General features: G+C 69.1%; 26 protein-coding genes and 1 tRNA gene. 10 read left to right on the forward strand and 17 right to left on the reverse strand.

The features are described from left to right. Positions 1-55 precede the first annotated feature (55 nt). The 4 genes from SK571_RS01010 to SK571_RS01025 all read left to right on the forward strand — a co-directional run bounded on the left by SK571_RS01010 (position 56) and on the right by SK571_RS01025 (position 7,052). On the forward strand, positions 56-994 hold the full coding sequence (locus tag SK571_RS01010; RefSeq protein ID WP_319982119.1) for a maleylacetate reductase: 939 nt from the start codon (positions 56-58) through the stop codon (positions 992-994). Between the two features lie 91 nt (positions 995-1,085). Next, positions 1,086-2,384, forward strand: a complete 1,299-nt coding sequence (locus tag SK571_RS01015; protein WP_319982120.1) for an alpha/beta hydrolase — start codon at positions 1,086-1,088, stop codon at positions 2,382-2,384. After that, the gene (locus SK571_RS01020) at positions 2,351-4,831 is read left to right on the forward strand and encodes a DUF2156 domain-containing protein (RefSeq protein ID WP_319982121.1); all 2,481 of its coding nucleotides are present in this window, start codon (positions 2,351-2,353) and stop codon (positions 4,829-4,831) included. The genes SK571_RS01015 and SK571_RS01020 overlap by 34 nt, the downstream gene beginning before the upstream one ends. 64 nt (positions 4,832-4,895) lie before the next feature. Then, complete coding sequence (locus SK571_RS01025) at positions 4,896-7,052, forward strand: ATP-binding protein (protein ID WP_319982122.1); 2,157 nt, start codon at positions 4,896-4,898, stop codon at positions 7,050-7,052. Here the strand turns inward: SK571_RS01025 and SK571_RS01030 are convergent. The 6 genes from SK571_RS01030 to SK571_RS01055 form a co-directional block, all read right to left on the reverse strand. Next, positions 7,049-7,657, reverse strand: a complete 609-nt coding sequence (locus SK571_RS01030; protein WP_319982123.1) for a LysE family translocator — start codon at positions 7,655-7,657, stop codon at positions 7,049-7,051. The genes SK571_RS01025 and SK571_RS01030 overlap by 4 nt on opposite strands. A 19-nt stretch (positions 7,658-7,676) precedes the next feature. Then, on the reverse strand, positions 7,677-8,285 hold the full coding sequence (locus SK571_RS01035; RefSeq protein ID WP_319982124.1) for a LysE family translocator: 609 nt from the start codon (positions 8,283-8,285) through the stop codon (positions 7,677-7,679). A 68-nt stretch (positions 8,286-8,353) separates the two neighbouring features. Further along, the gene (locus SK571_RS01040) at positions 8,354-8,839 is read right to left on the reverse strand and encodes a GNAT family N-acetyltransferase (RefSeq protein ID WP_319982125.1); all 486 of its coding nucleotides are present in this window, start codon (positions 8,837-8,839) and stop codon (positions 8,354-8,356) included. After that, positions 8,836-9,336 (reverse strand): DUF4232 domain-containing protein, encoded by a 501-nt coding sequence (locus SK571_RS01045; RefSeq protein ID WP_319982126.1) that lies wholly within the window; start codon positions 9,334-9,336, stop codon positions 8,836-8,838. Before SK571_RS01045 ends, SK571_RS01040 begins: the two co-directional genes overlap by 4 nt. 204 nt (positions 9,337-9,540) lie before the next feature. After that, complete coding sequence (locus SK571_RS01050; RefSeq protein WP_319982127.1) at positions 9,541-10,212, reverse strand: response regulator; 672 nt, start codon at positions 10,210-10,212, stop codon at positions 9,541-9,543. Further along, positions 10,209-11,780: a sensor histidine kinase gene (locus SK571_RS01055; protein WP_319982128.1), complete on the reverse strand. Its 1,572-nt coding sequence runs from the start codon at positions 11,778-11,780 to the stop codon at positions 10,209-10,211. Before SK571_RS01055 ends, SK571_RS01050 begins: the two co-directional genes overlap by 4 nt. A 141-nt stretch (positions 11,781-11,921) precedes the next feature. On the opposite strand from SK571_RS01055, the gene SK571_RS01060 reads away from it, so the two are divergent. The 3 genes from SK571_RS01060 to SK571_RS01070 are packed head-to-tail and all read left to right on the forward strand — an operon-like array spanning position 11,922 to position 14,873. Further along, positions 11,922-12,896: a Bug family tripartite tricarboxylate transporter substrate binding protein gene (locus SK571_RS01060; protein ID WP_319982129.1), complete on the forward strand. Its 975-nt coding sequence runs from the start codon at positions 11,922-11,924 to the stop codon at positions 12,894-12,896. Further along, positions 12,893-13,384: a tripartite tricarboxylate transporter TctB family protein gene (locus tag SK571_RS01065; protein ID WP_319982130.1), complete on the forward strand. Its 492-nt coding sequence runs from the start codon at positions 12,893-12,895 to the stop codon at positions 13,382-13,384. The genes SK571_RS01060 and SK571_RS01065 overlap by 4 nt, the downstream gene beginning before the upstream one ends. Further along, positions 13,377-14,873: a tripartite tricarboxylate transporter permease gene (locus SK571_RS01070; protein WP_319982131.1), complete on the forward strand. Its 1,497-nt coding sequence runs from the start codon at positions 13,377-13,379 to the stop codon at positions 14,871-14,873. Before SK571_RS01065 ends, SK571_RS01070 begins: the two co-directional genes overlap by 8 nt. Here SK571_RS01070 and SK571_RS01075 read toward each other — a convergent pair. Together SK571_RS01075 and SK571_RS01080 are read right to left on the reverse strand one after the other, a co-directional pair. Next, positions 14,870-15,460: a TetR/AcrR family transcriptional regulator gene (locus SK571_RS01075; RefSeq protein ID WP_319982132.1), complete on the reverse strand. Its 591-nt coding sequence runs from the start codon at positions 15,458-15,460 to the stop codon at positions 14,870-14,872. The two genes, SK571_RS01070 and SK571_RS01075, sit on opposite strands and share 4 nt — an antisense overlap. A 171-nt stretch (positions 15,461-15,631) precedes the next feature. Continuing rightward, positions 15,632-16,423, reverse strand: a complete 792-nt coding sequence (locus SK571_RS01080) for an SDR family NAD(P)-dependent oxidoreductase (RefSeq protein WP_319982133.1) — start codon at positions 16,421-16,423, stop codon at positions 15,632-15,634. Positions 16,424-16,551: 128 nt separating this feature from the next. On the opposite strand from SK571_RS01080, the gene SK571_RS01085 reads away from it, so the two are divergent. Next, entirely contained in the window at positions 16,552-16,920 is a 369-nt protein-coding gene (locus SK571_RS01085; protein ID WP_319982134.1) for a helix-turn-helix domain-containing protein, read from the forward strand. 43 nt (positions 16,921-16,963) lie between these two features. On the opposite strand, the gene SK571_RS01090 is transcribed toward SK571_RS01085, so the two are convergent. From SK571_RS01090 to SK571_RS01115, 6 genes are all read right to left on the reverse strand, one after another. Then, positions 16,964-17,554, reverse strand: a complete 591-nt coding sequence (locus SK571_RS01090; protein ID WP_319982135.1) for a ClpP family protease — start codon at positions 17,552-17,554, stop codon at positions 16,964-16,966. Next, a complete protein-coding gene (locus SK571_RS01095; protein WP_090012159.1) occupies positions 17,551-18,165 on the reverse strand; it encodes a ClpP family protease in 615 nt (204 codons plus the stop codon). The genes SK571_RS01090 and SK571_RS01095 overlap by 4 nt, the downstream gene beginning before the upstream one ends. Positions 18,166-18,222: 57 nt before the next feature. Further along, complete coding sequence (locus SK571_RS01100; protein ID WP_319982136.1) at positions 18,223-18,882, reverse strand: SMP-30/gluconolactonase/LRE family protein; 660 nt, start codon at positions 18,880-18,882, stop codon at positions 18,223-18,225. A 165-nt stretch (positions 18,883-19,047) separates the two neighbouring features. Beyond that, on the reverse strand, positions 19,048-19,890 hold the full coding sequence (locus tag SK571_RS01105; protein WP_319982137.1) for a cellulose binding domain-containing protein: 843 nt from the start codon (positions 19,888-19,890) through the stop codon (positions 19,048-19,050). Between the two features lie 376 nt (positions 19,891-20,266). After that, positions 20,267-20,340 (reverse strand) — tRNA-Leu (locus tag SK571_RS01110). Between the two features lie 52 nt (positions 20,341-20,392). Beyond that, positions 20,393-20,674 carry a metal-sensitive transcriptional regulator gene (locus SK571_RS01115; protein WP_090067635.1) on the reverse strand — a complete coding sequence of 94 codons (282 nt, stop codon included), beginning with the start codon at positions 20,672-20,674 and terminating at the stop codon, positions 20,393-20,395. 324 nt (positions 20,675-20,998) lie between these two features. On the opposite strand from SK571_RS01115, the gene SK571_RS01120 reads away from it, so the two are divergent. Further along, positions 20,999-21,340, forward strand: coding sequence for a histone-like nucleoid-structuring protein Lsr2 (locus SK571_RS01120; RefSeq protein ID WP_030476951.1), 342 nt, complete (start codon positions 20,999-21,001; stop codon positions 21,338-21,340). Positions 21,341-21,450: 110 nt separating this feature from the next. On the opposite strand, the gene pabB is transcribed toward SK571_RS01120, so the two are convergent. The 3 genes from pabB to SK571_RS01135 all read right to left on the reverse strand — a co-directional run bounded on the left by pabB (position 21,451) and on the right by SK571_RS01135 (position 24,875). After that, positions 21,451-23,436 carry an aminodeoxychorismate synthase component I gene (pabB, locus tag SK571_RS01125; RefSeq protein ID WP_319982138.1) on the reverse strand — a complete coding sequence of 662 codons (1,986 nt, stop codon included), beginning with the start codon at positions 23,434-23,436 and terminating at the stop codon, positions 21,451-21,453. Positions 23,437-23,529: 93 nt separating this feature from the next. Then, complete coding sequence (locus tag SK571_RS01130) at positions 23,530-24,381, reverse strand: hypothetical protein (protein ID WP_319982139.1); 852 nt, start codon at positions 24,379-24,381, stop codon at positions 23,530-23,532. Further along, positions 24,378-24,875, reverse strand: coding sequence for a SigE family RNA polymerase sigma factor (locus tag SK571_RS01135; protein WP_319982140.1), 498 nt, complete (start codon positions 24,873-24,875; stop codon positions 24,378-24,380). The genes SK571_RS01130 and SK571_RS01135 overlap by 4 nt, the downstream gene beginning before the upstream one ends. An 88-nt stretch (positions 24,876-24,963) precedes the next feature. On the opposite strand from SK571_RS01135, the gene SK571_RS01140 reads away from it, so the two are divergent. Continuing rightward, complete coding sequence (locus SK571_RS01140) at positions 24,964-26,148, forward strand: metallophosphoesterase (protein WP_319982141.1); 1,185 nt, start codon at positions 24,964-24,966, stop codon at positions 26,146-26,148. The last annotated feature ends 107 nt before the right edge of the window (positions 26,149-26,255 follow it).

Below are 26,255 nucleotides of genomic sequence, written 5' to 3' on the forward strand. Positions count from 1 at the left end.
AGGCTTGACCCTGTGCTGTTGCGCCGGGAACTCCGCTCACGAATATTCGTCACTCGTGAGCTTCACCTTCGAACCCGGCCGCACCCGCGTCGTCTTCGGCCGCGGCACCGTGTCCTCCGTGCGCGCCGAGGCCGAGCGCTTAGGCGCGCAGCGGGTGCTGCTGATCGCCCGGCACGGTGGCGACAAGGTGGCCGCCGAACTCGGCCCGCTGCTGGTCACCCGGTTCACCGGTGCGGCCATGCACACGCCGGTCGAGGTCACGGAGCGCGCGCTCGCGTCGTTGCGCGAACACCGCGCGGACTGCGTCGTGTCGGTCGGCGGCGGGTCGAGCACCGGGCTGTCGAAGGCGCTCTCGGTGCGTGCGGGCGTACCGCAGATCATCATCCCGACGACCTACGCGGGCTCCGAGGTCACACAAGTGCTCGGCGAGACGGCGTCGGGGCTGAAGAAGACACGGCGCGATCCGGCGATCCAGCCGGGCACGGTGATCTACGACGTCGACCTCACGCTGGATCTGCCGCTCGACGTCACGGTGACGAGCGCGCTCAACGCGCTCGCGCACGCCGTCGCCGCCCGAGGCAACGAGAACCCGCTGATCGAAGCCATCGCGACCAGGGCGATCGAGGGCGTTTTGCACGCTTTGAGCGGAAATCCGTCCACTGTGGATGCGCGGACGGAGCTGCTGTCCTCGGCGTGGCTCGCGGGCACGTGCCTCGCGTCCGTCCCCATGGGACTGCACCACAAGCTCGCGCACGTTCTGGGCGGTACGTTCGGATTGCCGCACGCCGCCACCCACACGGCACTGCTCCCCCACACGGCACCGTCCGATCTGGCCACCCGTGTCCACGACACGGCCACGCGGTTCGGTGCCGCTACCTCGTTGCGGGAGTTGGGAATGCCGGAGTCCGATTTGTCCCGTGCCGCGGAGATCGCCGAGCATCCGGACGCCCTGCGGGTGCTGACGAACGCCTGGCGCGACGCGTCGAAGGGCTGAGCGGTTGTCATTCTTCAGGCTGATGTTCACAGCTCTGAACCGAGACCAATACCCGATGTGCTTCCTGAAGACTTCCTGAAGCATCGAAGGCATGCTCAGCCCGTTGGATCTGTCTCTGATAAACGGACCGATCCCCAAGCTCGCCACGGCCGCCGCCGTGCTCGCCCTCACGTACCTGGCGATCCGGAGGAACCGGACGTGGTGGGCCCGAGTGCTGCCGATCGTCGTGCTGACGTGCGCACTCGTGGTGACCGGGCTGGTCCTCGTCGTCGACCACGTGTGGAAACCGTGGCCGGAGCCGCTCCCGACCGTTCTGGCGGTGTGGCTGGGCGCGGCACTCGTCGCGTTGACGCTGGCAGTGGTGCGGCTGCGCTCCGGCCGATGGTACGGGCGGGTCTTCGGCGTCCTCCTGGCGCTGGGCGTGACGGCGAGCGCGGTGGTCGCGACGAACGCCCATTTCGGGCAGTACCCCACCACGCGCGCGGTGCTGGACGTCTTCAGGAACGACACGGTCGACCTGGACGACGCCGCTCCCCCGCCCACGGGTGTCGTCGAGGTGCCCGCGGGCCAGAAGCTCGCCGACGTCTGGAAGCGGCCGGCGAACCTGCCGGGCAAGGGCGTCGTCACCGAGGCGGAGATCCCCGGCGCGTTCAAGGCGCGGCCGGCGTGGATCTACCTGCCTCCCGCCTACAACACGACCCCGCGCCCGCGGCTGCCCGTCATCGTCCTGATGGCGGGCCAGCCGGGCAGTCCCCGCGACTGGTTCGACGGCGGCCGGATCCTCGACAACCTCGACGCGTACGCGCGTCAGCACGACGGGCTCGCGCCGATCGTCGTGGTGGTCGACCAGCTCGGCACGTCGACCGCGAACCCGCTGTGCCTGGACTCCAAGCTGGGCCAGTCGGAGACGTACCTGGCGCGTGACGTGCCCGCGTGGATCAAGCAACGGCTGACGGTCGACGAGCGCCGTGAGTCGTGGACCGTCGCGGGCTTCTCCCAAGGCGCGACGTGTTCGGTGCAGCTGGCCGTGCGCGCGCCGGACGTGTACGGCAACTTCGTCGCCCTTGCTCCCCAGCCCGAGCCCTCCCTGGGCACGCGGCAGGAGACGGTCAAGGCGGCGTTCGGCGGCGACGAGGCCGCGTTCGTCCGGGTCAACCCGATGGACGTCCTCGCGCGCCAGCGATTCCCGCAGACCGCGGGCATGGTCGTCGCCGGACGCGACGACGTCACGTACCGCAAGGCGGACGCCGAGGTCTTCGAGGCGTGCCGGAAGGCCGGAATGGACGTGCAGTGGAAAGAACTGCCGAACAACCACGACTGGAACATGGCCCGCGAGGGCCTCTTCGGGTCACTGCCGTGGCTCGCGCAGCGGACAGGGCTGGTCAGATGATCGCCCGGCTGTTCCGCACCGCACCCCTGACGTGCGCGTTCCTCATCGTCTTCTGGACGGTCGGGGCGTTGACCGGGGCGATCGGCGGCGCGAGTGAAGAGCTGCTCACGCGGACCGGGTTCGGCACCGGGAGCCCGTGGTGGACGGTGCTCACCTCGGCGCTGTGGTCGATGGACCTGCTGGGCTACGTCGCGACCACCGTGCTGCTGGCCGTCACCGGACCGCTGGCGGAGCGCGAGTTCGGTGCGCTGCGGACCGCGGCGATCTTCCTGGCCACGCACGTGCTCGGCTCGTTCCTGGGGCTCTGGCTGGTGCTGGTCGGCGGCGACCTGCACTGGGGCTGGCTCGAGTCGCTCGTGGGCGAGTCGGCGGCGGGGCCGTCGATCGGCGGGGTCGGGCTCGCGCTCGCGCTGACGTTCCGGCTGCCACCGCTGTGGAGGCGTCGCGTCCGACTAATGATGATCTTGTCGGTGCTGGTCCTTACGCTGTACTCAGGTTGGCTCGAGGATCTGCTCCGACTGTCCGGTGGCGTGGCCGGGCTGCTGGTCGGGGCGTTGTTCCTGAAGAGCGGGCCGGTGCACAAGGCGCGCTCGCTGCAGGAGACACGGGTGCTGGTGGCGTTGCTGCTCGCGGCGTCGGCGCTCGGGCCGGTGGTGTCGATGATGTCGCCGTACCCGAACGGACCGCTGTGGTGGTTCGCGGACGTCGTCGCGGTCGCGCAGCCGTCGCAGGACGACGTCGACGCGATGTGCTCCTCGGACGCGGTCGAGCTGTGCCGGACGATGGTGGTCCAGCTGTCGTACGGGCGGTTCCCCGCGCTCGTGATGTCGTTGCTGCCGGCGTTGCTGCTGCTCGTGCTGGCGGAAGGGCTGCGACGCGGACGGCGGTTCGCATGGCGGACGGCGCTCGTGTTCAACGTGGCGTTCGCGGCGTTCATCGGTTCGTACGTCGTGCACGTCGCGCAGTTCCCGGACGCGAGCGTGCTGGAGCTGGCGGTCTCGTTCGGTGTGCCGATGCTGGCACCGCTCGCGATCACCGTGGTGTTGTTGTTGACGCGCAGGCATTTCGACGTGCGTCTTCCTCGGCATGCCGTCGTGCGGTTCTGGCGGTTCACGGCGATCAGCGTCGCGTTGCTGTCGGCGATGTACGTCTTCGGCGGGTACCTGGTCCGCGACCAGTTCACGCCGGAGCCCGGGTTCGGTGCGCTGCTCGCGGACCTGCCGACGCGGTTCCTGCCGCCCGGCTACCTCGACCTGGTGCCGCTGCAGTTCTCCGCCGAGGGGTTCGTCGGCACGCTGCTGTTCGAGTACACCGGCGTGGTGTTCTGGCTGATCGTGCTGGCCGGTCTGCTGATGGCGTCGTGGCGGACGTGGCCGTCGTCGTGCGAGAAATCGGCGGCGCACGCCCGTCAGCTGATGCGGCGCCACGGCGGCTCGTCGTTGTCGTACATGACGACGTGGCGCGGCAACCAGTACTGGTTCACGCCCGATGGGGAGACGGCCATCGCGTACCGCGTGGTGGCGACCATCGCGCTGACGGTCGGTGATCCGATCGGGCCGGCGCGGTTGGACGCCGTGCGCGGGTTCGCGGAGTTCTGCGCGCGCAACGGCTGGACGCCGTGCCTCTACAGCGTGGGCGCGGAGACGCGGGCCGCGGTGGAGGAGCTCGGCTGGTCGACGGTGCAGGTCGCCGAGGACACGATGATCGAGCTCGACGAGCTGAGCTTCACCGGCAAGAAGTGGCAGGACGTGCGCACGGCGCTGAACAAGGCCGCCAAGGCGGGCATCACCGCCGAGTGGTGCACGTACGCCGAGGCGCCGTACGCGATCACGGACCAGATCCGCTCCATCTCGGCGGAGTGGGTGGCGGACAAGGGCCTGCCGGAGATGGGCTTCACGCTGGGAGGCCTGGAGGAGCTGGCCGGTGACGGGGTCCGCTGCCTGCTGGCGGTGGACGGCGACCGGACGGTGCACGGCATCACGAGCTGGTTGCCGGTGTACTCCGACGGCGAGGTCGTCGGGTGGACGCTCGACTTCATGCGCCGCCGCTCGCACGGCTTCCGCGGCTCGATGGAGTTCCTGATCGCCTCGGCGGCACAACAACTCCAGGCCGAGGGAGCGCGGTTCCTGAGCCTGTCCGGGGCACCGCTCGCGCGGCTGGACCGCGGTGAGCGGCCGCGGGCGTTGCAGCGCGTCCTGGACTTCACCGGGCAGGTGCTGGAGCCGGTGTACGGGTTCCGCTCGCTGTTCGCGTTCAAGGCGAAGTTCCAGCCGACCTACCAGCCGATGTTCATGGCGTACCCGGACTCGGCGGCACTGCCGCGCATCGCGAACGCCGTGAGCCGGGCGTACCTCCCGCACCTCAACGCGCGGCAGGGACTTCGGCTCGCGACCAAGATGATCATTCGTACGCGGGAGCGCGTGACCACGCCCGGTCGAACTCGCTAGTCCAAAAGGGTGGAGAGGTGATGCTCGTCATCACACTCGCGCGCCACTAGGCGAAGATGCGCCGATGACCGTGCGGGGCGATCTCCCTCCCCAGACGACGACGTTCATCGGCCGCCGGGCGGTGCTCGCCGAAACCGAGGCACTCCTGCGCCGGTCCCGGCTGGTCACGCTGGCAGGTGCGGGTGGTGCGGGCAAGACCCGGATCGCCGTGGAGACGGGACGTGCGCTGGCTCGGGCGGGGGCGTTCCAGCACGGGGTGTGGCGGGTGCGGCTCGCCGACGTCCACGACCCGGCGGTGCTGTCCCGCGCTGTCGCGGCCGAGCTCCGGATCGTCGACAACTCACCGGAGGCCGGGCTCGGCAGGCTCGTGGAGGCGCTGTACGACAAGCACTTGTTGTTGGTCCTGGACGGCTGCGAGCACCTGCTGGAGGCGGTCCGGCACCTGGCGCACCACCTGTTGCGCGACTGCGAAGGGGTGACGGTCCTCGCGACCTCGCGGGAGCCGCTCGGCGTCTACGGCGAGCAGCTGCTGCGGGTTCCGCCGCTGGGCCTGGACGACGCGGTGGAGCTGTACCTGAACCGGGCGGAGGTGCCGCCCGGCTCAGCTGACGTCGCGACGCTGTGCCAGGCGGTCGAAGGGTTGCCGCTCGCGATCGAACTCCTGGCCGCGTCACCGGCCGAAGCGGTGCTCTCCCACCAGCCTGCCACTCTGGAGCGGGTGCTCGAGTGGGTGGCGCGGCAGTGCACGGACGAGGAACGGCTGTTGTGGGCGCAGTTGTCGGTGTTCCCCGCGGACTTCGACCTCGCCGCCGCCGAGGCGGTGGCGGGCGCGGACGTGCTGAAACCGTTGTCCGCGTTGGTTCGCCGGTCGGTCGTGGCGACGACGACGAGCCCCGTCACCGGTGAGACCCGCTATCGATTACCGAACACCGTGTCGCAGTTCGGTGCCCGTCTGCTGACGGATGCGGACGGGCCGTTGCGCCGCCATGCGTTGCACTACAGCGAGTTCGTGGACGAGGCCGCCCGCTCGTGGTTCTCGCCCGGCGAAGCGTTGTGGACGGGCCGGATGTGGGAGGAGTGGCCGAACATCCGCGCGGCCGTCGGACACGCGCTCCGGACACCCGGCCTGGCCTCGGCCGGCGCGGTTGTGGCGATGAACGTGCAGCGGATGCGCTTCACGTCGTTCGCGGGGATCCTCGGGCAGGCGTGGGACATGCTCGCGGCCGCCCGCGAGGTGATCACCGAGGCACCGCTGCGGACGTCGTTGCTGGCGCACAGCGCGTACATGGCGCAGGTGCGCGGCGATTCGGCGGTGGCGTTCCCGTTGATGACCGAGGCACGTGCGTTGCCGCGGCAGCCGGTCACCGACGTGCATCTGGTTCTCGCTGAGGCCACGCATCTCTTCTTCGTGGAGGGTTCACCGGACTGCGTGCCGTTGTACGCGCACGTCGTCGAACTGTGCCGTCAGTACGCGTCGCCGGGCGACATCTACGTCACCGAGCTGATGCACGCGATGGCGGTGTGCTTCCTGCTGGACGCCGAAGCCGCGGACAAGGCCACGACAGCGCTAGCCAGGCAGGCCGAGAGCAACGGCGTGAACTGGTCGCACGCCTGGGGCCTGTGGCATCGCGGCCTCTACGAACTGCTGCACGGCGACCCGGCGCAGGTGCATCCGCTGGTGATCGAGGCGTTGCGGATCCAGCTGACGCTCGGCGACACGTGGGGTGCGCCGTTCAGTCTGTGGCTGCTCGCCTGCACGTGCGCCGAACTCGGGGCCTTCGACCGCGCGGCACGGTTGCTCGGCGCACTGCGGTCGCAGGAACGGGTCTCGCGGATCTCGTTCGGTGGCATGAGCCCGTTCCACCGGCTGCTGGACCGCGCCGACCGGACCGTCCGCCGCTCGCTGGGCGACGACTACCAGGTGATCTCGACGCTCGGTGCCGACCTGCGACCGGAGCAGGCGATGGCCTTCGCGCTCGAACCGGTGCCGGACTCCGAACGCCGGCGGGCGAAGCCGCTGCTGCCGGGTGGCCTGACCCGGCAGGAGTTCACCATCGCCGGGCTGGTCGCGGACGGGTTCACGTCGAAGCAGATCGGGACACGGCTGTTCATCTCACCGCGCACCGCGGACCGGCACGTGGTCAACATCCGGGCGAAGCTCGGCCTGCCGAGCAGGGTCGCGCTCGCGGCCTGGCACCGCTCGGTCACCGGAGAGCGTTAGCGCGCCTCGAACGCCAGCTTCAGTCCCAGCGCGACGAACACGGACGCCGTCAGGCGGTCCAGCAAAGCCTGCTGGCGCAACAGGAACGCACGAGCGCGACCGGCCACCACGATCAGGATCGGCAGCCACACCAGGCCCAGTCCGAGGTGGACGGCGACGAGGACGGCACCCCACGCGGGCTCACCGGCGGGCATGAACTGCGGCAGCAGCGACAGGTAGAAGACGCCGACCTTGGGGTTGAGCAGGTTCGTCAGCAGTCCGACGCGCAACGACGCCCCCGCACCCGGCACCGGACGGGAGTCGTCGAGCGACACGGACTTCCGGGAGTTCCACAGTGCCTTGGCGCCCAGGTAGATCAGATAGGCGGCACCGAGCCAGCGGACGACGTCGTAGGCCAGTTCGGACGCCTGCAGCAGTGCGGTGAGGCCCGCGAGGCTCGCCACCGCCCAGACCAGACATCCGAGTGTGATGCCGACGACCACGCCCATCGCCGCGCGCTTGCCGTTCAGCAACGCCGTGCGCAACACCATCACCGTGTCCAGACCGGGCGTCAGGACGGTCAGCAGCGCGACGAGCGAGAAGCTCAGGAGTGCGGCGGTCGACATGCGGACATCACATCACACGTCAGCGCGCGTCCGCCGCCGTTTTCAAGCCGAACGCGATCAGCGCTGAAGCGGACAACCGGTCCAGCAGAAGCCGTTGCCGCAGCAGGAAAGCACGTGCGCGGCCGGCCGCCGTGATCAGGATCGGGAACCACACCAGCCCGATGCCGAGGTGGATGGCCACGAGCACCGCGCCCCACGCGGGCTGACCGACCGGCAGGAACTGGGGCAGCAGCGAGATGTAGAAGACGCCCGGCTTCGGGTTGAGCAGGTTCGTCAGCAGGCCGACCCGCACGGCCGCGCGCGCCGACGGCACGGGCGCGGGTTCGTCGGCCTCGACGGGACGCCTCGACTGCCACAGCGCCTTGACGCCGAGGTAGACCAGGTACCCCGCGCCCAGCCAGCGCACGACGTCGTAGGCCAGTTCGGACGCCTGCAGCAGCGCCGTCAGGCCGACCAGGCCCGCGACCGCCCACACCAGGCAGCCCAGCGTGCTGCCCACCACGACGCCCATGGCCGTGCGGCGGCCGACCAGCAGGGCCGTGCGCAGCACGAGCAGCGTCTCGAGGCCCGGCGTGATGACGGTCAGCAGCGCGACGAACGTGAAGCTCAGGAGGGCGGTGGTCGACATGACGCCATGAGAACACGGAAGAACAGCGCCACGACAAGAATTAACACACCTGACACGATGGCGTCCGGTCAGGAGACCAGGTTTTCCCGCACGGGCTTGGTGTAGCGGTGGACCGGGATCAGCCCGTCCGGGTGCTGCGCCCGGTGGTCGAACAGGCCCTCGTCGGCCCAGCCCTGCCGCTCGTGGAAACGGCGGGCACGGGCGTTCCCCGCGACCACCGCGAGCCATGCACGGGCATGCCCGTTCGCCGCCACCGCCTGTTCGGCGGCGGCCAGAAGTGCCTGCGCGACACCGGATCCGCGGTGGTCGGCCGAGACGTAGACCTGTTCGACCTCGTCACCGACGACCATCACGAACCCGGCGACCTCGCCGTTCACGGTAGCGACCGTGGTCTCGCCGGCGTGCTCCAGCGCGCGTGGCTCGAAGGACTCCTCCGGCCGTGCGTCGACGAGCCGCCGCGGCACGTTGCCGAGGTGCGCGTCGCACCAGCCCGGATACCAGATCCGGGCCACCGCGGCGGCGTCGTCCGGGGTCGCGCGCCGGAGCTCGATCACTCGCGGTGCCAGGCCTGGACGCCGATCCGCCCGGTGCTGCCCAGGTCGATCAGAATGGAACCCTGCTGCGACGTCGGCACCAGCGGCTGCCACGTGTCACCCGCTGCCGCCGCGATGTCGACGTGCTTGCCGACCAGCGGCGGGTCCACCGACGCGTGGGTGTTCCGCCACAGGAACGCACTCTTCGCGCTCTCCCCCGGCGCCACCGTGATCGGCTGTGGCGCGTCGTCGAAGCCTTCGATCGCCGCGATGCCACCGGAACCTTCGAGGATCGCGACGTCCAACTGCTCGTGCTGCGCGTCCAGCACCTTCACCTGCGGATAACCGTTGAGCTCCAACGGTTCGCTGCCGCAGTTCGTCACCTCGACCGACATCATGCGCAGGCCCATCGCCGCGCCGGTGCCGTTCGCGGTGAACCGCAGACCTGTCTCGCACGACGGTTCTTCCGCCTGCGACACCGTTGTGCCCGCGACCAAGCCGGCGAGCACGGCGATCATGACGAGAATTCTGCCCCCAGATCTCATGCACTCGATACTGCCACGGGTCGTGGATCTTCCGCCGAAACCTTCACAAGCGGAGCGACGTCCGCGGACGGCAGCACCGAATCGGCAGACCTGCTCCTGGGCGCCGACGGAATCCGTTCGACGGTCCGCACGATCATCGACCCGGCACGACCAGAACTACCGCATCGACTGGGACGCTCAGGTCAGCCGGTAACCGTGCGCCGGGCGGTTCGCCATGCCGTACCGCGGCTGCACCTCCGCCTTGCCGATCGTCACCAGGTGCTCCAGGTAGCGGCGGGCACTCACGCGGGACAGGCCCGCCCGGTCCCCGACCTCCTGGGCCGACAGGTCGTTCTCGCTGTCCCGCAACGCCTCGGTCACCAGCCGCAACGTCACGGCGGACAGTCCCTTGGGCATGGCCGGGGTCCGCGGCCGGTGGTGCATCAGCGAGTCGACCTGGTCCTGGTCCAGCACCTGGCCCAGCCGCTGCACCTCGATCCGCTGCGCGAGGTACTCCCGCATCCGGTCGAGGAACGCCGTGCGCGTGAACGGCTTGACGAGGTAGTTGTCGACCCCGCGGGACATGGCCTGCCGCACGGTCTCCCGTTCGCGTGCCGCCGTCACCGCGATCACGTCCACGGGCGGCCCACCGCGAGCGCGCAGCCGCGACAGCACCTCCAGCCCGGACATGTCCGGCAGGTGGATGTCGAGCAGCACCAGGTCGGGCCGCAGCGCCTCCACGGCCCGCAACGCCTCACCGCCGCGGTGCGCCTCACCGACGACCTCGAACTCGGGCATCGCCTCCAGGAACCCGCGGTGGATCGCCGCCACGGCGAAGTCGTCGTCGACCACGAGCGTTCGCACGCTCATCGGTTCCCCGTTTCCGGCAGCCACACGTCGAACGACGCGCCGCCGAGTTCCGAGTCGGTGATCGCGACCCGGCCGCTGCGCCGGGTCACCACCCTCGACACCAATGCAAGACCTATTCCTCTGCCGTGCGCGCCCTGGGCGTCCTTGGAGCTCACGCCCAGGTCGAAGATGCGGCCGCGTTGCGACTCCGCCACTCCCGGCCCGTCGTCGTCCACGACCACCCGCACTCCGGTGACCGACGAGCGCACGAGCACCCGCACGGTTCCACCGGTCTGCACGGCGTCGACCGCGTTGTCGACCAGGTTTCCCAGCACGGTCAACGCGTCGTCGCCCGCACGAATGTCGACGGAGCTGCCGGGATCGAGCCGGAGCTCCACACCTCGTTCGTGCGCGGTGGAGGATTTTGCCAGCAACAACGCCGCCAGGGCAGGGTCGGCGTTCGCTCCGTCGATGATGTCGGCCGTGACGGAGCCGGCGCCGCCGACCCGTTCGATGTAGGCGACGGCGTCCGGGCCGCGGTCCAGATCCAGCAGACCGCCGATGACGTGCAGGTGGTTCGAGAACTCGTGGGCCTGCGCGCGCAACGCTTCCGTGACGGTGCGCTGGCCGTCGAGCTCGCGCAACGCGTCGTGCAGCTCCGTCCGATCGCGCAACGTCAGCACGACGCCGACCGCGCGTTCGTTCGTCTTGGCCGTCATCCGGTTCGCGACCAGAACCCGTTCCCCGGCGAGGACGAGCCGGTCCGCGACGTCGTCGTCACCGCGGGCGAGGTCCAGCAGGCCGTCGTCGAGCACCTCCGCCGCCGGGCGTCCACTCGGGTTCTCCGCCAGGCCCAGCAACCGCAGCGCCTCGTCGTTGACCAGCGCCAGCCGCTCCTGGTCGTCCACGGCGACCACGCCTTCGCGGATGCCGTGCAGCATCGCGTCCCTGGTCTCGAGCAACTGCGCGATCTCAGCCGGTTCGAGCCGGAACGTCCGCCGCCGCACGTGCTGCGTGATCAGCGCGGCACCGAGCACGCCGACCAGCGCGGCCGCCGCCAGCCAGCCGATCAGCTCCGGCAGGTCCTCGGCGAGGTCGGCCGAGAGCTGGCTCTCCAGGATGCCGACCGACGCCATGCCGATGACGCGCCCGTTCTCCGTCCGCACCGGCACCTTCGCGCGGAGCGACGTGCCGAGCGTGCCCGTCTCCGTGCCGACGAAGACCTCGCCGGACAACGCGCTGGTCGGGTCGGTCGACACGCGCTCGCCGATGCGCTTCGGGTCCGGGTGGGCGTAGCGGACTCCGTTGTGGTCGGTGACCACCACGTACGTCACGTTGGACGCCTTGCGGATCAGCTCGGCCAGCGGCTGGATCGTCGCGGACGGGTCAACGGATTCGAACGCCTCGATCACCGTCGGTAGCCGCGCCACGCTTTCCGCGACGGACAACATCCGGTCCTTGTAGGAGTCGCGGATCCGGTCGCTCTGCAGTTTGGCGGCGAACAGCCCGGCGGCACAGGTCGTCATCAGCACGATGACCACCTGCAACGCGAGCAGCAGGGCTCCAAACGAAACAGACCGACGGAACATGGATGGAATTCTGACGCATCAGCTGTGAAACAGGTCACGAACTAAACGACCAATACGGAACTTACGACCTAACCCTTACGGGCCACTCGGCCGTTACCTAGCGTCCCCGCCCAACGTTCGCAACGAAGCGAGGAGTACTCGATGGGTACGGCATGGAGACGAGTGGTGGCGGTCGCCGCCGCCGGACTGGTGCTCGCCGGATGCGGTCAGGGGGCCAAGAGCGCGAGCAGCGGTGACTCCATCGCGAAGCTGGAGATCATGGCGCCCGCGGACCCCGGTGGTGGCTGGGACCAGACGGCGCGGTCGATGCAGTCGGCGGTGAGCGGCGCCAAGCTCGCCAACTCGGTGCAGGTCACCAACGTCGGCGGCGCGGGCGGGACGGTCGGCCTGCAGAAGCTCCTCAACGAACGCTCCGAGTCGTTCCTGATGATCACCGGCCTGGTCATGGTCGGCGCGGTGGAGACCAACGCGTCGCCGGCCCGGCTGGAGGAGACCACGCCGATCGCCCGGCTGACGGCCGAGGACGAGGTCGTCGTGGTGCCCGCCGACTCGCCGCACAAGACGATCGACGACCTGCTGGCCGCGGTCGCCGAGAAGGGCAAGGGCGTCTCGATCACCGGCGGTTCGGCCGGCGGCACCGACCACATCCTCGCCGGGATGCTGCTCAAGGCCAAGAACATCGAGCCGACGAAGCTGAACTACGTGCCGTACTCCGGCGGCGGTGAGTCGCTGGCGGCGCTGCTGGGCAAGAAGGTCGACGCGGGCATCTCCGGCGTCGGCGAGTACAAGGAGCAGATCAAGGCGGGCAAGCTGCGCGCGCTCGGCACGTCCGGCCCGAACCCGGTGCCCGACCTCAACGTGCCCACGTTCAAGGACCTGGGCGTCGAGCTGATCAACTGGCGTGGCGTCGTGGCGCCCGCGTCGATCTCCGCGGACGCCAAGGCCCGGCTGACCAAGCTGGTCACCGACATGCACGCGAGCCAGCAGTGGAAGGACGAGCTCACCAAGAAGGGCTGGACGGACACGTTCCTGACCGGCAGCGAGTTCTCCACGTTCCTGGCCAAGGAGATCGGCCGTGTGAAGCCGGCGCTGCAGGACATCGGGCTCGTCAAGTGATTGCTGCAAAAGTCGAGGAGTACGCGTTCGGCGGTCTGGTCGCGGCGGTCGGGGTCTTCACCCTGGTCGACGCGACCACGATCGCCGGGCGCGACGACAACGTCGTAGGACCACGCGCGTTCCCTTACGCCGTGGGGATTCTGCTCGTCGTGACGGGCATCGCGGCGATCATCGCGACCGCCCGCGGGAAGCTCGGCCAGGCCGAGGAGGCCGAGGACGTCGACGAGAACGTCCGCACCGACTGGCTCACCGTGGCCAAGCTGGTGGCCGTGCTGGTCGTGCACCTGGTGCTCATCGACGTGATCGGCTGGCCGGTCGCGGCCGCACTGCTGTTCTTCGGCGCGGCCTGGACGCTGGGCGCGACCTGGTGGCGGGCACTGCCGATCGCGGTGGTGCTGGCGCTGCTCGTGCAGGTGGTGTTCGCGTACGGCCTGGGCCTGTCGCTGCCCGCCGGGATCTTCGAAGGGGTGCCGTTCCTCGATGGATAGCATCACCATGCTGCTGGAGGGTTTCGCGACCGCCGCGCAACCCGAGTACCTGCTGTACGCGCTGCTGGGCGTCACGCTCGGCACGGCCGTCGGCGTCCTGCCGGGCATCGGGCCGGCGATGACGGTGGCGTTGCTGCTGCCGCTGACGTACACGCTGGAACCGACGGCGGCGCTGATCATCTTCGCCGGCATCTACTACGGCGGCATGTACGGCGGCTCGACGACGTCGATCCTGCTCAACACACCGGGCGAGTCGGCGTCCATCGTGACCGCCCTGGAGGGCAACAAGATGGCCAAGGCCGGACGCGGTGCCGCCGCGCTCGCGACGGCCGCCATCGGCTCGTTCGTGGCGGGCACGATCGCCACGGTGCTGCTCACGTTGCTGGCACCGACCATCGCGGACCTCGCGGTGCAGCTGGGTCCGGCCGACTACGTGGCGCTGATGGTCGTGGCGTTCACGACCGTGGCCGCGCTGCTCGGCTCCTCTCCCGTGCGCGGTCTGGCGTCGCTGGGGCTCGGCCTGTTCATCGGGCTCGTCGGCACCGACACGCTGACTGGTCAGCAGCGCTTCACCCTCGGGGTGGCGACGATGTCCGACGGCATCGACGTGGTCGTGGTGGCGGTCGGCGTGTTCGCGGTCGGCGAGGCGCTGTACGTGGCGTCGCGGCTGCGGCACGGGCCGATCGACGTCATCCCCGTGGGCGGCAAGTGGATGACGCGCGGTTTCTGGGCGCGCTCGTGGAAGCCGTGGCTGCGCGGCACGTTCATCGGCTTCCCGATCGGCACCGTGCCGGCCGGTGGCGCGGACGTGTCGACGTTCCTGTCGTACGCGGCGGAGAAGAAGCTCTCGAAACGGCCCGAGGAGTTCGGCAAGGGCGCGATCGAGGGCGTGGCTGGGCCGGAGGCGGCCAACAACGCCGCCGCGGCAGGCGTTCTGGTGCCGTTGCTGACGCTCGGGCTGCCCACCACCGCCACGGCGGCGGTGATCGTGGCCGCGTTCCAGAGCTACGGCATCCAGCCGGGACCGTTGCTGTTCACCAACAACGGCCCGATGGTGTGGGCGCTGATCGCGTCGCTCTACATCGGCAACGTGATGCTGCTCGTGCTGAACCTGCCGCTGGTGAAGATCTGGGTGAAGGTGCTGCAGATCCCGCGGCCGTACCTCTACGCGGGCATCCTGCTGTTCGCGGCGCTGGGCACCTACGCGGTGAACTTCGTCGTGGACGACCTGATCGTGCTGCTGGTGATCGGTGTGATCGGCTTCTTCATGCGACGCCACGGTTATCCGGTCGCGCCGCTGGTCGTCGGCCTGATCCTCGGGCCGATGGCGGAGGAGCAGGTCCGGCGCACCCTGCAGATCAGCGAGGGCGACCTCAGCGCGTTGGTGACCAGTCCGTTCGGGGCGGTCGCCTACGGCATTCTCGTCGTGCTGCTGGTGGTGGCGGTCGCGCTTCGGTTGCGCCGCAAGAAGTCCGAGGTGACGGTCTAACCGCGCACGGCGGCAAGCGCCTGTTCGTACAGCTCGAACGCATCAGCCTTGCCGCCGTGGCGGACCCACAGTTCCGAGGCGGTGTCGACGCACGCGAACACCGTGGCGATGACGCCCATCGCGCGGGCGTCCGGGATCTCACCGGACTCGATGCCCATCCGCTTCTCGATGACGGGTGCCAGCGCCCGCTGCCACCTCAGCCGCTTCTCGAAGTACCGCGAGCGCAGCGGCGGGTTCTCGAAGATCAGCGTGGAGATCTCCAGCACCCGTTGCGGGGTGTGGTTCGACGCCGTGAGGATCGCGGTGAACCCGGCTCGCAGAGCGTCCCAGGTGGACACCTCGGGCGCCTGCGCCTCGACGGTGGCGACCAGCAGGTCGCCCAGCGCCTCCTGATCACCGCAGACCAGGTCCTCCTTGGTGCCGAAGTAGCGGAACAACGAGCGCTGCGACACTCCCGCGCTCGACGCGACCTGAGCCATCGTGGTCGCCTCGTACCCCTGCTCCGCGAACAACTTCAGCGCCGTGTCGACGATCTCGGCGACCACGGCCTGACGCGACCGGTCCCACAGCGTCGACGGCTTCTCCATGAACCCCACTCTAGTGGTGTGGCCCGGAACGTTGCCGGGGGAATTCGCGGTCAGACGGGTGCATCGTGGTGTCGCCTCCACGTCCTCGTACTGGTTGTACGGGGGCGTGGGGGCGGCACCGCGAGGTGCCCTGCTGAGCGTGGGTTACTCGCCAACGTTGCGGTCGCGCCACTAGCTCTGCCGCACCATCCGCCCGATCATCCTGGCGCCCATGGCACGCGAGGTGAGATGCCGTCCGGCGAACGCCAGCACCCGGTTCATCCGGCCCGAGATGACGCCCACCGGCGTGACGCGGCGGTCCAGCGCGCGCATCGCCGTCGCGACCACCTCGCCGGCGGTCTGCATCCGCAGCCCTGCCGCCATGTCCTCGCTGCCGGAGACCTCGAAGAACTCGGTGCGCGTCGCACCGGGCGACAGCACCATGACGCGCAGGCCCGTGCCGCGCGACTCGACCCACAGGCCCTCGGTGAAGCTCACCACGAACGCCTTCGTCGCGCCGTAGACCGACGACCAGGGCGTCCCCTGGTACGCCGCCATGCTCGCCACGTTGACGAGGAAGCCGTGACCGTTGGCGCGCAACGACTCGATGAACGCCCTGCTGATCTCGACCACGGCGTTGACGTCGACCGCGACCTCCTGCCGCAACCGCTCGGGCTCCTCCTCGTGGAACGCTCCGAAGTTCGCGAAGCCGGCGTTGTTGACGAGGCTGGTGACACCGAACCCGTCGACCTCCGCCGCCAGTCGCTCGCCGATGCCCGGCTGGGCGAGGTCCGCCGCCACGACGTGCACCGTCACGGGGTGCGCCGCCCGCAACTCCTCGGCCAGCTCCTCCAGCCTGCCCTTGCGGCGTGCGACGAGCACGAGGCTCGATCCACGCGCCGCCAGTTGCCGCGCGAACTCCGCGCCGATGCCCGAACTCGCCCCGGTGACCAGCACCGTCTGCTTCCTGAAGTCGACTCCCATGCCGACACCGTACGCCAGCCCGACAGTCACTGCCAATCTGTCGCTATCTGACGCGGCTGGGGCGGCCGGCTTTCTGCTGCTAGCAGAACGGCCCTTTGCGGTCGTCGGCGTGCTGTCACCATGACGACATGGCGGAGATCCTGGACTTCAAGCGCACCCCGGAACCCCTGTGGCGTGAAGCCCTGGGCCGCAAGCTTCGCGAGACGCGGGAGGAGCGCGGCGACCGCCTGGTCGACGTGGCCGACCGCGCGGGCATCTCGGTGCAGTACCTGTCCGAGATCGAGCGCGGCCGCAAGGAGCCGTCGAGCGAGATGATCGCGGCGGTCGCCGGCGCCCTGGGCATCGACCTGGCCGATCTGCTGATCGGCATCGCCGGCCAGGTCCGGAATCTCCGCGCGTCCGGCTACCTGCGCACGGGCAGCCAGTTCCACACCTCACGGCCGACGGGCCGCCCCTCGGGCCCGGTCGCGATGGTGGGCGCGTTGATGGCCGCCTAGGGCCGCCGCCGCGCCCTTCCACTCACGAGCGCGCTCCACCAGCTCACGCTCGCTGGTCCAGCACCTGGTCCACGAGCCCGTACTCGACGGCGCCCGCCGCGTCGAACACGCGGTCCCGGTCGGTGTCGTGGCGCAGTTCGGCCACGGTCCGGCCGGTGTGCCTGGCCAGGATCGCCTCCAGCTGCGTGCGCACCCGCACCACCTCGTCCGCCGCGAGGATGAGGTCCGGGATCGTGCCGCGTCCCTGCGCCGCGGGCTGGTGCAGCACGACCCTGGAGTGCGGCAGGACGGACCGGCATCCTTCCGCGCCCGCGGCCAGCAGCACCGCTCCCGCCGCGACCGCCTGCCCCACGCACGTCGTCGCGACGGGTGCCTTGATGTAGCGCATGGTGTCGTACAGCGCGAGCATCGCCGACGGGTCGCCGCCCTCGCAGTTGATGTAGAGGTTGATCTCCAGGTCCGGGTTGTCCGCTTCGAGGTGGAAGAGCTGCGCGATCAACGCGTTGGCGACGCCGGAGTCGATCCCGGTGCCCAGGTAGACGATCCGCTCGGACAGCAGGTGCGAGTAGACGTCCATGACCCGCTCGCCGCGCGCGTCCCGCGTGATGACGTTGGGAATGGTGTAGGTGCTCATGCCACGGCTCCCGAGTGCAGTCCCAGCTTGTGCATGCGGACGGGGACCACCTGCCCGAGGTCGCTCACGACGTGGTCGATGAACCCGTACTCGCGGGCCTGCTCCGTCGTGAACCACCTGTCGTGCAACGAGTCGGTGAAGATCCGGTCGAACGGCTGCCCGGTGTCCTGCGCGATCAGGCCGAGCACGGTGTCCCTGGTGTGCCGCAGGTCGTCGGCCTGCACCTCCACCTCGACGGCCGAACCGCCGATGCCCGCACTCCCCTGGTGCATCAGGATTCGCGCGTGCGGCAACGCGAACCGCTTGCCCGGCGTTCCCGCCGACAGCAGGAACTGCCCGGCGCTGCAGGCGAGGCCGAGCGCGAGCGTCGCCACGTCGCACGGCACGAGCCGCATCACGTCGCGGATGGCCAGCATCGAGGGCACCGAACCACCCGGCGAGTTGATCCACAACGCGATGTCCTGCCGCGGGTCCTCGCTCGCCAGCGACAGCATCTGGGTCGCCAGCACCGTGCCGTTGTCGTCGTCGAGCGCGCCGTCGAGAATCAGCACCCGCTGACCGAAGAACCGTTCTCGCAGCCCTGGGCTGAAGAGCTTCTCGCTGTTCGTCATGGCACCGACGATGCCCGCCGCCACAACGCGTCCGCTGCTTTCTCTGCTGAGGGCAGATCAGCTCACAGCAGGCACGAACTCGTCGGCTGGCGGGCGGGGAGCGTGATTGCTCCGGCCCAGACGGCCGTCCGGGCGGTAGCGGCGCACGACCGACGCTCCCCAGAACGCGATCCAGAGGTTGCCCGCCACGTCGGTGGTCATGCCGTCCGGCGTGTGGTGCGGAGTGTGCAGGAAGACGCGGCGGGCGGCCGGGTCGCCGTCGCGGTCGACCTCGAAGCGGTGGACCACTCCCCGCCCGCTGTCGGCGAAGTACAGGAGCGTGCCGTCCGGCGAGAACGCCGGGCCGTTCGGGATCGTCAGTCCTTTGAGGACATCCCATGCGGTGCAGGGCGCCGGTGCCGGGCTCGGTGTCGTATAGGCCATGGTCGTCACCCAGAAACGGCCGGCGGGATCGGCCACCGCGTCGTTCGTCCAGCCCATCGAGGTGGCCGGAGAGATGACCCGCCACGAACTCGTCGCCCGCGCTGGTGGTGTCGGCGACGGTGACGCGAGCGTGGAGTCAGGACAGTCCACACCGGTCTCGTGCCACGGCCTGCTCCAGGCGTCGCCGTGATCGGGCAGGCCGCGCATCGTCGGGACGCACTCCTCCAGCCGCCCGCGTCGACGAACGACGAGCCCGGCGTCACCCCGGCACGCGCGGGATCGGCCCGGTGCCACAGCCACTCGCGGTCGGCTGTGCGCAGCGAGGTCCAGCGACCACCGAGACCGAGGTCGACCTCGGCGTGCAGCGGCACAACCCTGGTGACCTGCACGGCCCGACCCTCGACAAGATCAAATCAATTAATTACTAATTTATCTTGTCGCGGGCGCCAGGACCAACAGTCAGCCGGTCGCGCAGGCCGTCCCGTTGAGGCTGAACGACGCGGGCACCGTGTTCCTGTCGCGGAACGTCCCTAGGAACCCGATCTCCACCTCACCGCGCGGCGAGATCGACCGGGCGTGCTCGACACCGGTCGCGGCAACGGCCGAACCGCGCTGCGACACGGAGGCGTTCCACATCTGCCGCACGCTCTGCCCGTCGGCGAACGACCACCGCAACGTCCAGCCGTTGATCACCGACCCGCCGGCGTTCCTGATCGTGATCCTGCCCTGGAACCCGTCCTGCCACTGACCGTCGATCCGATAGGCGACCACACAGGTCAGCGCAGGCGGAGTGGTGGTGACCACGGGAGGCGGCACCGTGCTCGTGGGCGTGGGCCCCGCCGACTCGACGCGCTGGACGGAAGGCGCGGCCGTAGTAGCAGTGGTGGTGGTCGTAGTCGGCGTGGCGTCCATGCCGTTGCACGGCGCTCCCCACAGACCACGGTCCTCACGCGCGGCACCGAGTTCCGCCTCCGCGAGCGACCCAGCCGCGGTCTGGGCCCTCAACACACCCTCCCGCACAGCGAGCGACGCGTAGTCGGTGCCATCCTCAAGCCGAAGGTTCACCTCACCAGGCGTGAGCGCGGTGACGCGAACAGTCTTGCCCAGCAACCACTTCTCAGCGAACGCACGCGCACCCCCAGCCCAGCACTCCGCAGGCTGAGCCAACAACGAAACCTCAACGCGCTCACCCGTATCGAGCTCGACCGTCCGCCCGTCGACCACCGCACGCACCACGGCCGACACATCGCCGCGCGACTCGTTGACCAACGTCGGCTGCCGCACCTGAGCAGGAGCAGACACAGAACGCGACGGACTAGCGACCGTGCAAGCGCACGTCAAAAAGACCAAGACAATGAACAAGGACTTCCGCAACACCAAGGACTCCCGCACACGCTCACGCAACCAGCACGACCGTAGCCCCCCGAACCCCCACTGACATCCACCGTTCGGCCTTGATCACCTCAAGTGGAAGCCCAGGCCACAGAAGCCGCCGAATTCCCCATTGCGTTAGTCAACCCCACAACATTCCACATTGGAATGGGTCGAGCGAAGCGAAGACCCAGCGGGGGTCCGGGGGCGCAGCGCCCCGGCTGGGGTCTGGGGGCTCGGCCCCCAGAAAACACCACGGGCGAGGTACGGTCCGCGCTTTCCGCAGACATACCTCGCCCGAAGGTCGTGCCCCCGGTGCGACTCGAACGCACACTGGACGGATTTTGAGTCCGCTGCCTCTGCCGATTGGGCTACGGGGGCGTAGCAGGGTGAACTGTAGCGGATCACCCCAGCGAGTTTCTTGTGGGGACCCCTACGACTTGACGAGCCTGCCGATCGCCGCCGAGGCCTCTGCCAGCTTCTCCTCGGCCACGGCACCGCCTTCCGCCGCGGCCTGCGCGACACAATGCTTGAGGTGCTCGTCGAGCAGGCCCAGCGACACCGCTTGCAGCGCCTTCGTGGCCGCGGAGATCTGGGTGAGGACGTCGATGCAGTATTCGTCGTTCTCGACCATGCGCTGGAGACCGCGGATCTGTCCCTCGATGCGGCGCAGTCGCTTGAGGTATGCGTCCTTGTCCGCGGTGTACCCGTGCATCGGCCCCTGACCTTCCCTACCCCTGGCGGGTATGTCGAGGATACCTGCACCGGATGGGGGTGCGTTATGTCCGGCGCTGCTCCGTCAGCGGGAATGGCGAAGCGTCCGGCAAGCCCAGCAACGGGTCGAAGTGAGACGACTAGCAGCACATTTTGGACCCATAACACCCGTGTGGTTTACCGGGTAAATGCCCCGACCGGGGGGTTGGGGTCACATTTTAGCGGCGAAAGGTTCGCCGTTTTTCGTCGTGTGTACTACGGTGTTGTCGAAGCACGTGGTTACGTCGAGGATCCGCGTGCTATGTGAGTACCCAACGGAGGAACAGTGGCACAGCAGACCGTCGTCCAACTCATCGACGACCTCGACGGCGGAGAAGCCGACGAGACCGTGACCTTCGCACTTGACGGTGTCGAGTACGCCATCGACCTGTCGAAGGGAAATGCGGAGCGGCTTCGCGAGTCGCTGGCGGACTTCGTCGGCAAGGCTCGTCGTGCGGGTGGCCGCAAGCAGCGCAAGGGCACCGGCAAGTCCACGGTCAAGGCCACCGACAAGGCTGAGGCACAGCGCATTCGTGACTGGGCTCGCGCGCAGGGGCACCAGATCTCGGACCGCGGTCGCATTCCGCAGAACCTGGTCGTGCAGTTCCAGGAAGCGCACGCCTCCTGACCTGCGCGAACACGCGAGGTTTCCACACGTCGGCCGGTTCGCCGGCCGACGTGTTAACCCGAAAGACCCAGCACATACCGGTTCGTTCACACCATCCCCGGAACGCGGGATCAACGGCCTGGAAAGTGCGCTCCGAACAGCCGTGACACGGCAGTGGCCTTGACCGCTGTCTCCTCGAATTCCTCGTCAGGGTCGGACAGCGAGATCACCGCTCCACCCACACCGAAACTCACCCGGTCGCCGTTGCCGACCAGCGTTCGGATGACGATGCTGAAGTCTGCTGCTCCGTTGAGCGAGAAGTAACCGAGCGCTCCCGAGTACACCCCACGTGGACCGGCTTCCAACCCATCAAGGATCTGCATGGTCCGGATCTTCGGCGCACCGGTCATCGAACCTCCGGGAAACGCGGCTCGAACACATCGGACGGCAGAACTGTCCGGCCGAAGTCGAGCCCTCACGGTGCTCACCAATTGGTGTACGGTCGCGTAGGTCTCGACCTCGAACAACCGCGTCACCTCGACGGAACCCACTTCCGCGCACGTGCCGAGATCGTTGCGGACGAGGTCCACGATCATCAGGTTCTCCGCGCGGTCCTTGACAGATCGCGCCAACGTTGTGCGCAACATCTCGTCGTCGAGCGCATCAACACCTCTGGGCCGCGTCCCCTTGATCGGCGATGACTCCACGACGCCATCTCGGTCCACCTTGATAAATCGTTCGGGTGACGTGCTGAGCACGGAGAGGTCACCGAAACGCAGCAACGCCCCGAACGGAACGGGATTATCGGCACGAAGCAGCCGATATGTGTCCCACGGGTCGAGCGACGCGCGCCACGACATCATGTTCGTCAGGCACACCTCGTACGTCTCCCCGGCCGTGATCGCTTCCTGGCAGGCGCTGATCAGCTTCAGGTAGTGCGCGCGCGGATGGCGCAACGTGACGTCGGAGACGACCGGCCGTGAAGGTTCGGCCAATGGTGTCGACCGGGTCAGAACCGCCGAAACCTCGCCGAACCAGCCGTCATCGGACAGCGACAGCAAATAGACGCAATCGTCGGCGTGATCGATGACCACGGCGCGGTCCGCGAAGACGAACGACGCGTCCGGTTGTTCCGCGCGGTGGGCGAAGTCGCCGCCGCACTCCGCCTTCAGCTCGTAGCCGAGGTATCCGACCCAGCCCAGGGCGAAATCGAACGGGACGTCCGGCTGCTCGACGCCCCACGACGCGAGATCGTCGTCCAGCCAGGAGAAGAAAGAAGGACAGGGACGCGGTGTGCCGTCGAGCGTGAGCACCTGGTCCTGCACCGAGTACTGCGCGACGCGCGCGAGAGGCCCCGAGGCGTCTCCCATGAAGGAGAACCGCCCGCCGACCCCGCTGTCCAGCCAGAACGCGGTCCCAGAGGCCCCGTGGAGCGCCGCGAAGGCCTCCTCCGCGTTCACGGCCACAGCGAGCTTCCGGACGTGCACAGGGCGCTTCTGAGGCGTCGGGCGAACCAGCACCGGTTCCGGCACGGCGGCGGTCCTCGTCGGGGTGAGCGCGGCGAAGTTCGCGAGCATCTCGCGGCCGAAGTCCGTGCAGATCGACTCGGGGTGGAACTGCACGCCCCACGCCGGCCGGTCGAGGGCGCGGACACCCATCAGCACCGAGTCGTCGCTCCACGCGATCGCCTCCAGCGAGGAAGGCAGATCCGTGACCGCCAGCGAGTGGTAGCGCACGACGTCGAAAGGCGAGGGCAGGCCCGCGAACACGTCGACGCCCGTGTGCGTGACCGGAGAGACGATCCCGTGGCGTGGCACGGGCGCGGGCCCCACGACAGCGCCGTACGACAGGCACAGCCCCTGGTGCCCGAGGCACACGCCCAGCAACGGGATCTCGGCGTGGTCGATCACCGCGCGGCAGAGGCCGAAGTCGGCGGGATTGCCGGGCCGGCCGGGGCCGGGCGAGATCACCACGTGGTCGAACGACCGCAGTGAGGCCAGCCGGAAGCGCGGGTCGTCGTTGTGGACGACCACGGGCTCGGCGCCGTTCACCTCAGCCAGGTGCTGGAAGAGGTTGAACGTGAACGAGTCGTAGTTGTCGATGAGCAGAGTCCGCATTGCAGGACGGCACTCTACCTGGCAAAACACCCGAAAAGAGCAACGAGAGAGGGCGGCCACAAATCGTGACCGCCCTCGACCCGCGATGCGAACTCAGCTGCCGAGCAGGAACTTCGGGTCAGCCGCGAGCGCCGCCAGTTCCGGCGAGAAGAACGGCTGCCTGTCCAGCACCGGGTACCCGGCGTAGGGGTACTCCTCCTCCTGCGCGACCGTCACCGTCCAGCCGTTGGCCGCCCGGTAGGACGCCCAGGTGGCGTCGTTCTGGCCGGGGGTCGTGGAAGAAACGACCCCGACCTGCTTCCCGCCGACGTCGTGGACCTTGCAGCCGGCGTCGGCGCCGCCCTTGGACCGCGTGACGAGCGCGCACGGTTCGACCGGGTCCTTCGGGTTCGGCGTGGTCACGGTGACGGTCAGCCTGCCGACCTTGCCGTCCTTGCGCACCGGCACGTAGGCCGTGTACTGCCAGATCTCGGGCGACTCGCCCTTGTTGCTCGAGATCTGCGCCTGGGCGCGGAGCATGCCGCCGTGCATGGCGGGATCCGTGTACTTGAGATCGGGCGCCTCGTACCCGGCCGGCACGGACGCCTTGGCCAGCTCCAGCAACTGCGTGCCGCGGTCGGCCTGCGGCCCGTTGGTGGCCGTCCGGTCGGACTGCCCGACCGGCCACTTCTCGCCCCACTGCGTGTCCGGCAGGCCGGGGTTGGAGCTGCTGCTCTGCCCCGCCCCCATCATGTGGTCCTTCGTGCCCTGCGGGTTCAGCGCGAACGCCGACCCGAGCCCGACACCGACCACGAGCACCGCGACCGCGGCCCCCGTGATGGACGCACGCCGTTTGGAACGGGCCTTGTGCGCCCGGTCGAGCGCGATGCCCGGATCCATCGAGGGCGGCGGGCTGCTCGCCACCACCACGTCCTGGAAAGCTCTCTTCAGGTCCTGTTCGTTCATCGAACCCTCTCCTGCTCCGAGAGCAGGCCGCGCAGCGTCTGCAGCCCCCGCGCGGCCTGGCTCTTCACGGTTCCTTCCGAACACTTGAGGACGACGGCCGTCTGTTCGACGGACATGTCCTCCCAGTACCGCAGGACGAGGCACGCACGCTGCTTCGGAGGCACCTTCGCCAGCGCCTCCAGCAGCACCATCCGTTCCTCGGGGTGGACGCCGGGCGGAGCGGCCGAGTCCGCCACGTCGTCCGTCGCCGACTCGAACCGGAACCACCCGCGCCGTCGCTCGGACAGGAACGTCCGCACCAGGATCTGCCTGGTGTAGGCGTCCAGCGCCTCGTGCCGCTCGATCCGTCTCCAAGCCAAATACAGCTTGGTGAAGGCCTGCTGCACGAGGTCTTCCGCGCGATGCCAGTCGCCGCACAGCAGGTATGCCGTGCCGCGCATGGCGTCGGAACGGGCCGCGAAGTACTCCTGGAACGCGGCGTCCCGATCACTCATCAGGTCTCCCCCTGTCTGCGGTGCCGGGTTAGTCACGCCACGTGGGGCCTGGCGGGTTGCACGAGTTCTCGAAACGCATACTGATGTGGTGATTTTCCTTTTGCTCCTCGGCGTCCCGGTCGCCTTGGGCCATCTGTACCTGTGGCGGCGGCTGGTCGTGGACACGACGCGGCCCCGCACGCTCGGGCGCCGCATCGGCGCGGTCGCGGTCGTCGGTGCGTTCCTGATGCTGATGAGCGCGCTGGTCGTGACGCGCAGGGTGCCACCGGAGTACGGGAAGTTCTTCGCCTGGCCCGGGTTCATCTGGCTCGCGGTGCTGTTCTACCTGGCCATCGCGCTCGGCATCGCGGAGGTGCCGCGGCGGATCCTGCTCAAGCGCGCCACGCTCGCGCCGGTGCCCGTCGCCGCCGGTCCCGCGCCCGCCGAGCCGGTCGAGATCGTGCCGGACCCGTCGCGGCGGCTGTTCATCTCGCGTTCGGTGGCGATCGGGTCCGGCATCGCGGCGGGCGGAGTCGTCGGCTACGGCATGACGCAGGCGCTGGGCGCCCCGCAGCTGCTGAACGTGCCGGTGACGCTGGACAAGCTGCGGCCGTCGTTGTCGGGCTTCCGGATCGCGGTCGTGAGCGACATCCACCTCGGACCGCTGCTCGGTCGTTCGCACACCGAGCGGATCGTACGGATGATCAACGAGCAGGAAGCGGACGTCGTCGCGATCGTCGGCGACCTGGTGGACGGCACCGTGGCCGAGCTGGGCGAGGCCGCGGCACCGTTGCGGGACCTGGTGTCCGAACACGGCAGCTTCTTCGTCACGGGCAACCACGAGTACTTCTCCGGTCACGAACAGTGGATCGCGGAGCTCGACAGGCTCGGCGTGAACCCGTTGCGCAACGAGGGTTTGACGGTCGCCGGCGGCATCGAGGTCGTGGGTGTGAACGACGTCACCGGCAAGTCTTACAACGACGGACCGGACTTCGACCGCGCCCTCTCCGGACGAGATCGCAACAACCCCGTAGTCCTGCTGTCACACCAGCCCGTGCAGGTGGCCGACGCGTCTTCACGCGGCGTCGACCTCCAGTTGTCCGGACATACACACGGCGGACAGATGGTCCCGTTCAACTTCCTCGTGCCGCTGCAGCAACCCAGCACCGCCGGGCTGTCGAAGGTGGACGGCACCTGGCTCTACACCAGTCGTGGCGCGGGTTTCTGGGGTCCGCCGGTGCGCGTGGGCGCGCCTCCGGACATCACGATGATCGAGCTGCGTTCTGCTGGGTAAATCACACTCGCCTGGACTGGCTTGCGCACTTCCGGTGTCCAGGCCGTAGAGTGGACGGCCGTGCCCGCGTACGGAACGCGAGGCGGATGAAGGGGGACCCCTGGGGA

This window comes from Lentzea kristufekii, assembly GCF_033949925.1.
GTDB lineage: Bacteria > Actinomycetota > Actinomycetes > Mycobacteriales > Pseudonocardiaceae > Lentzea > Lentzea kristufekii.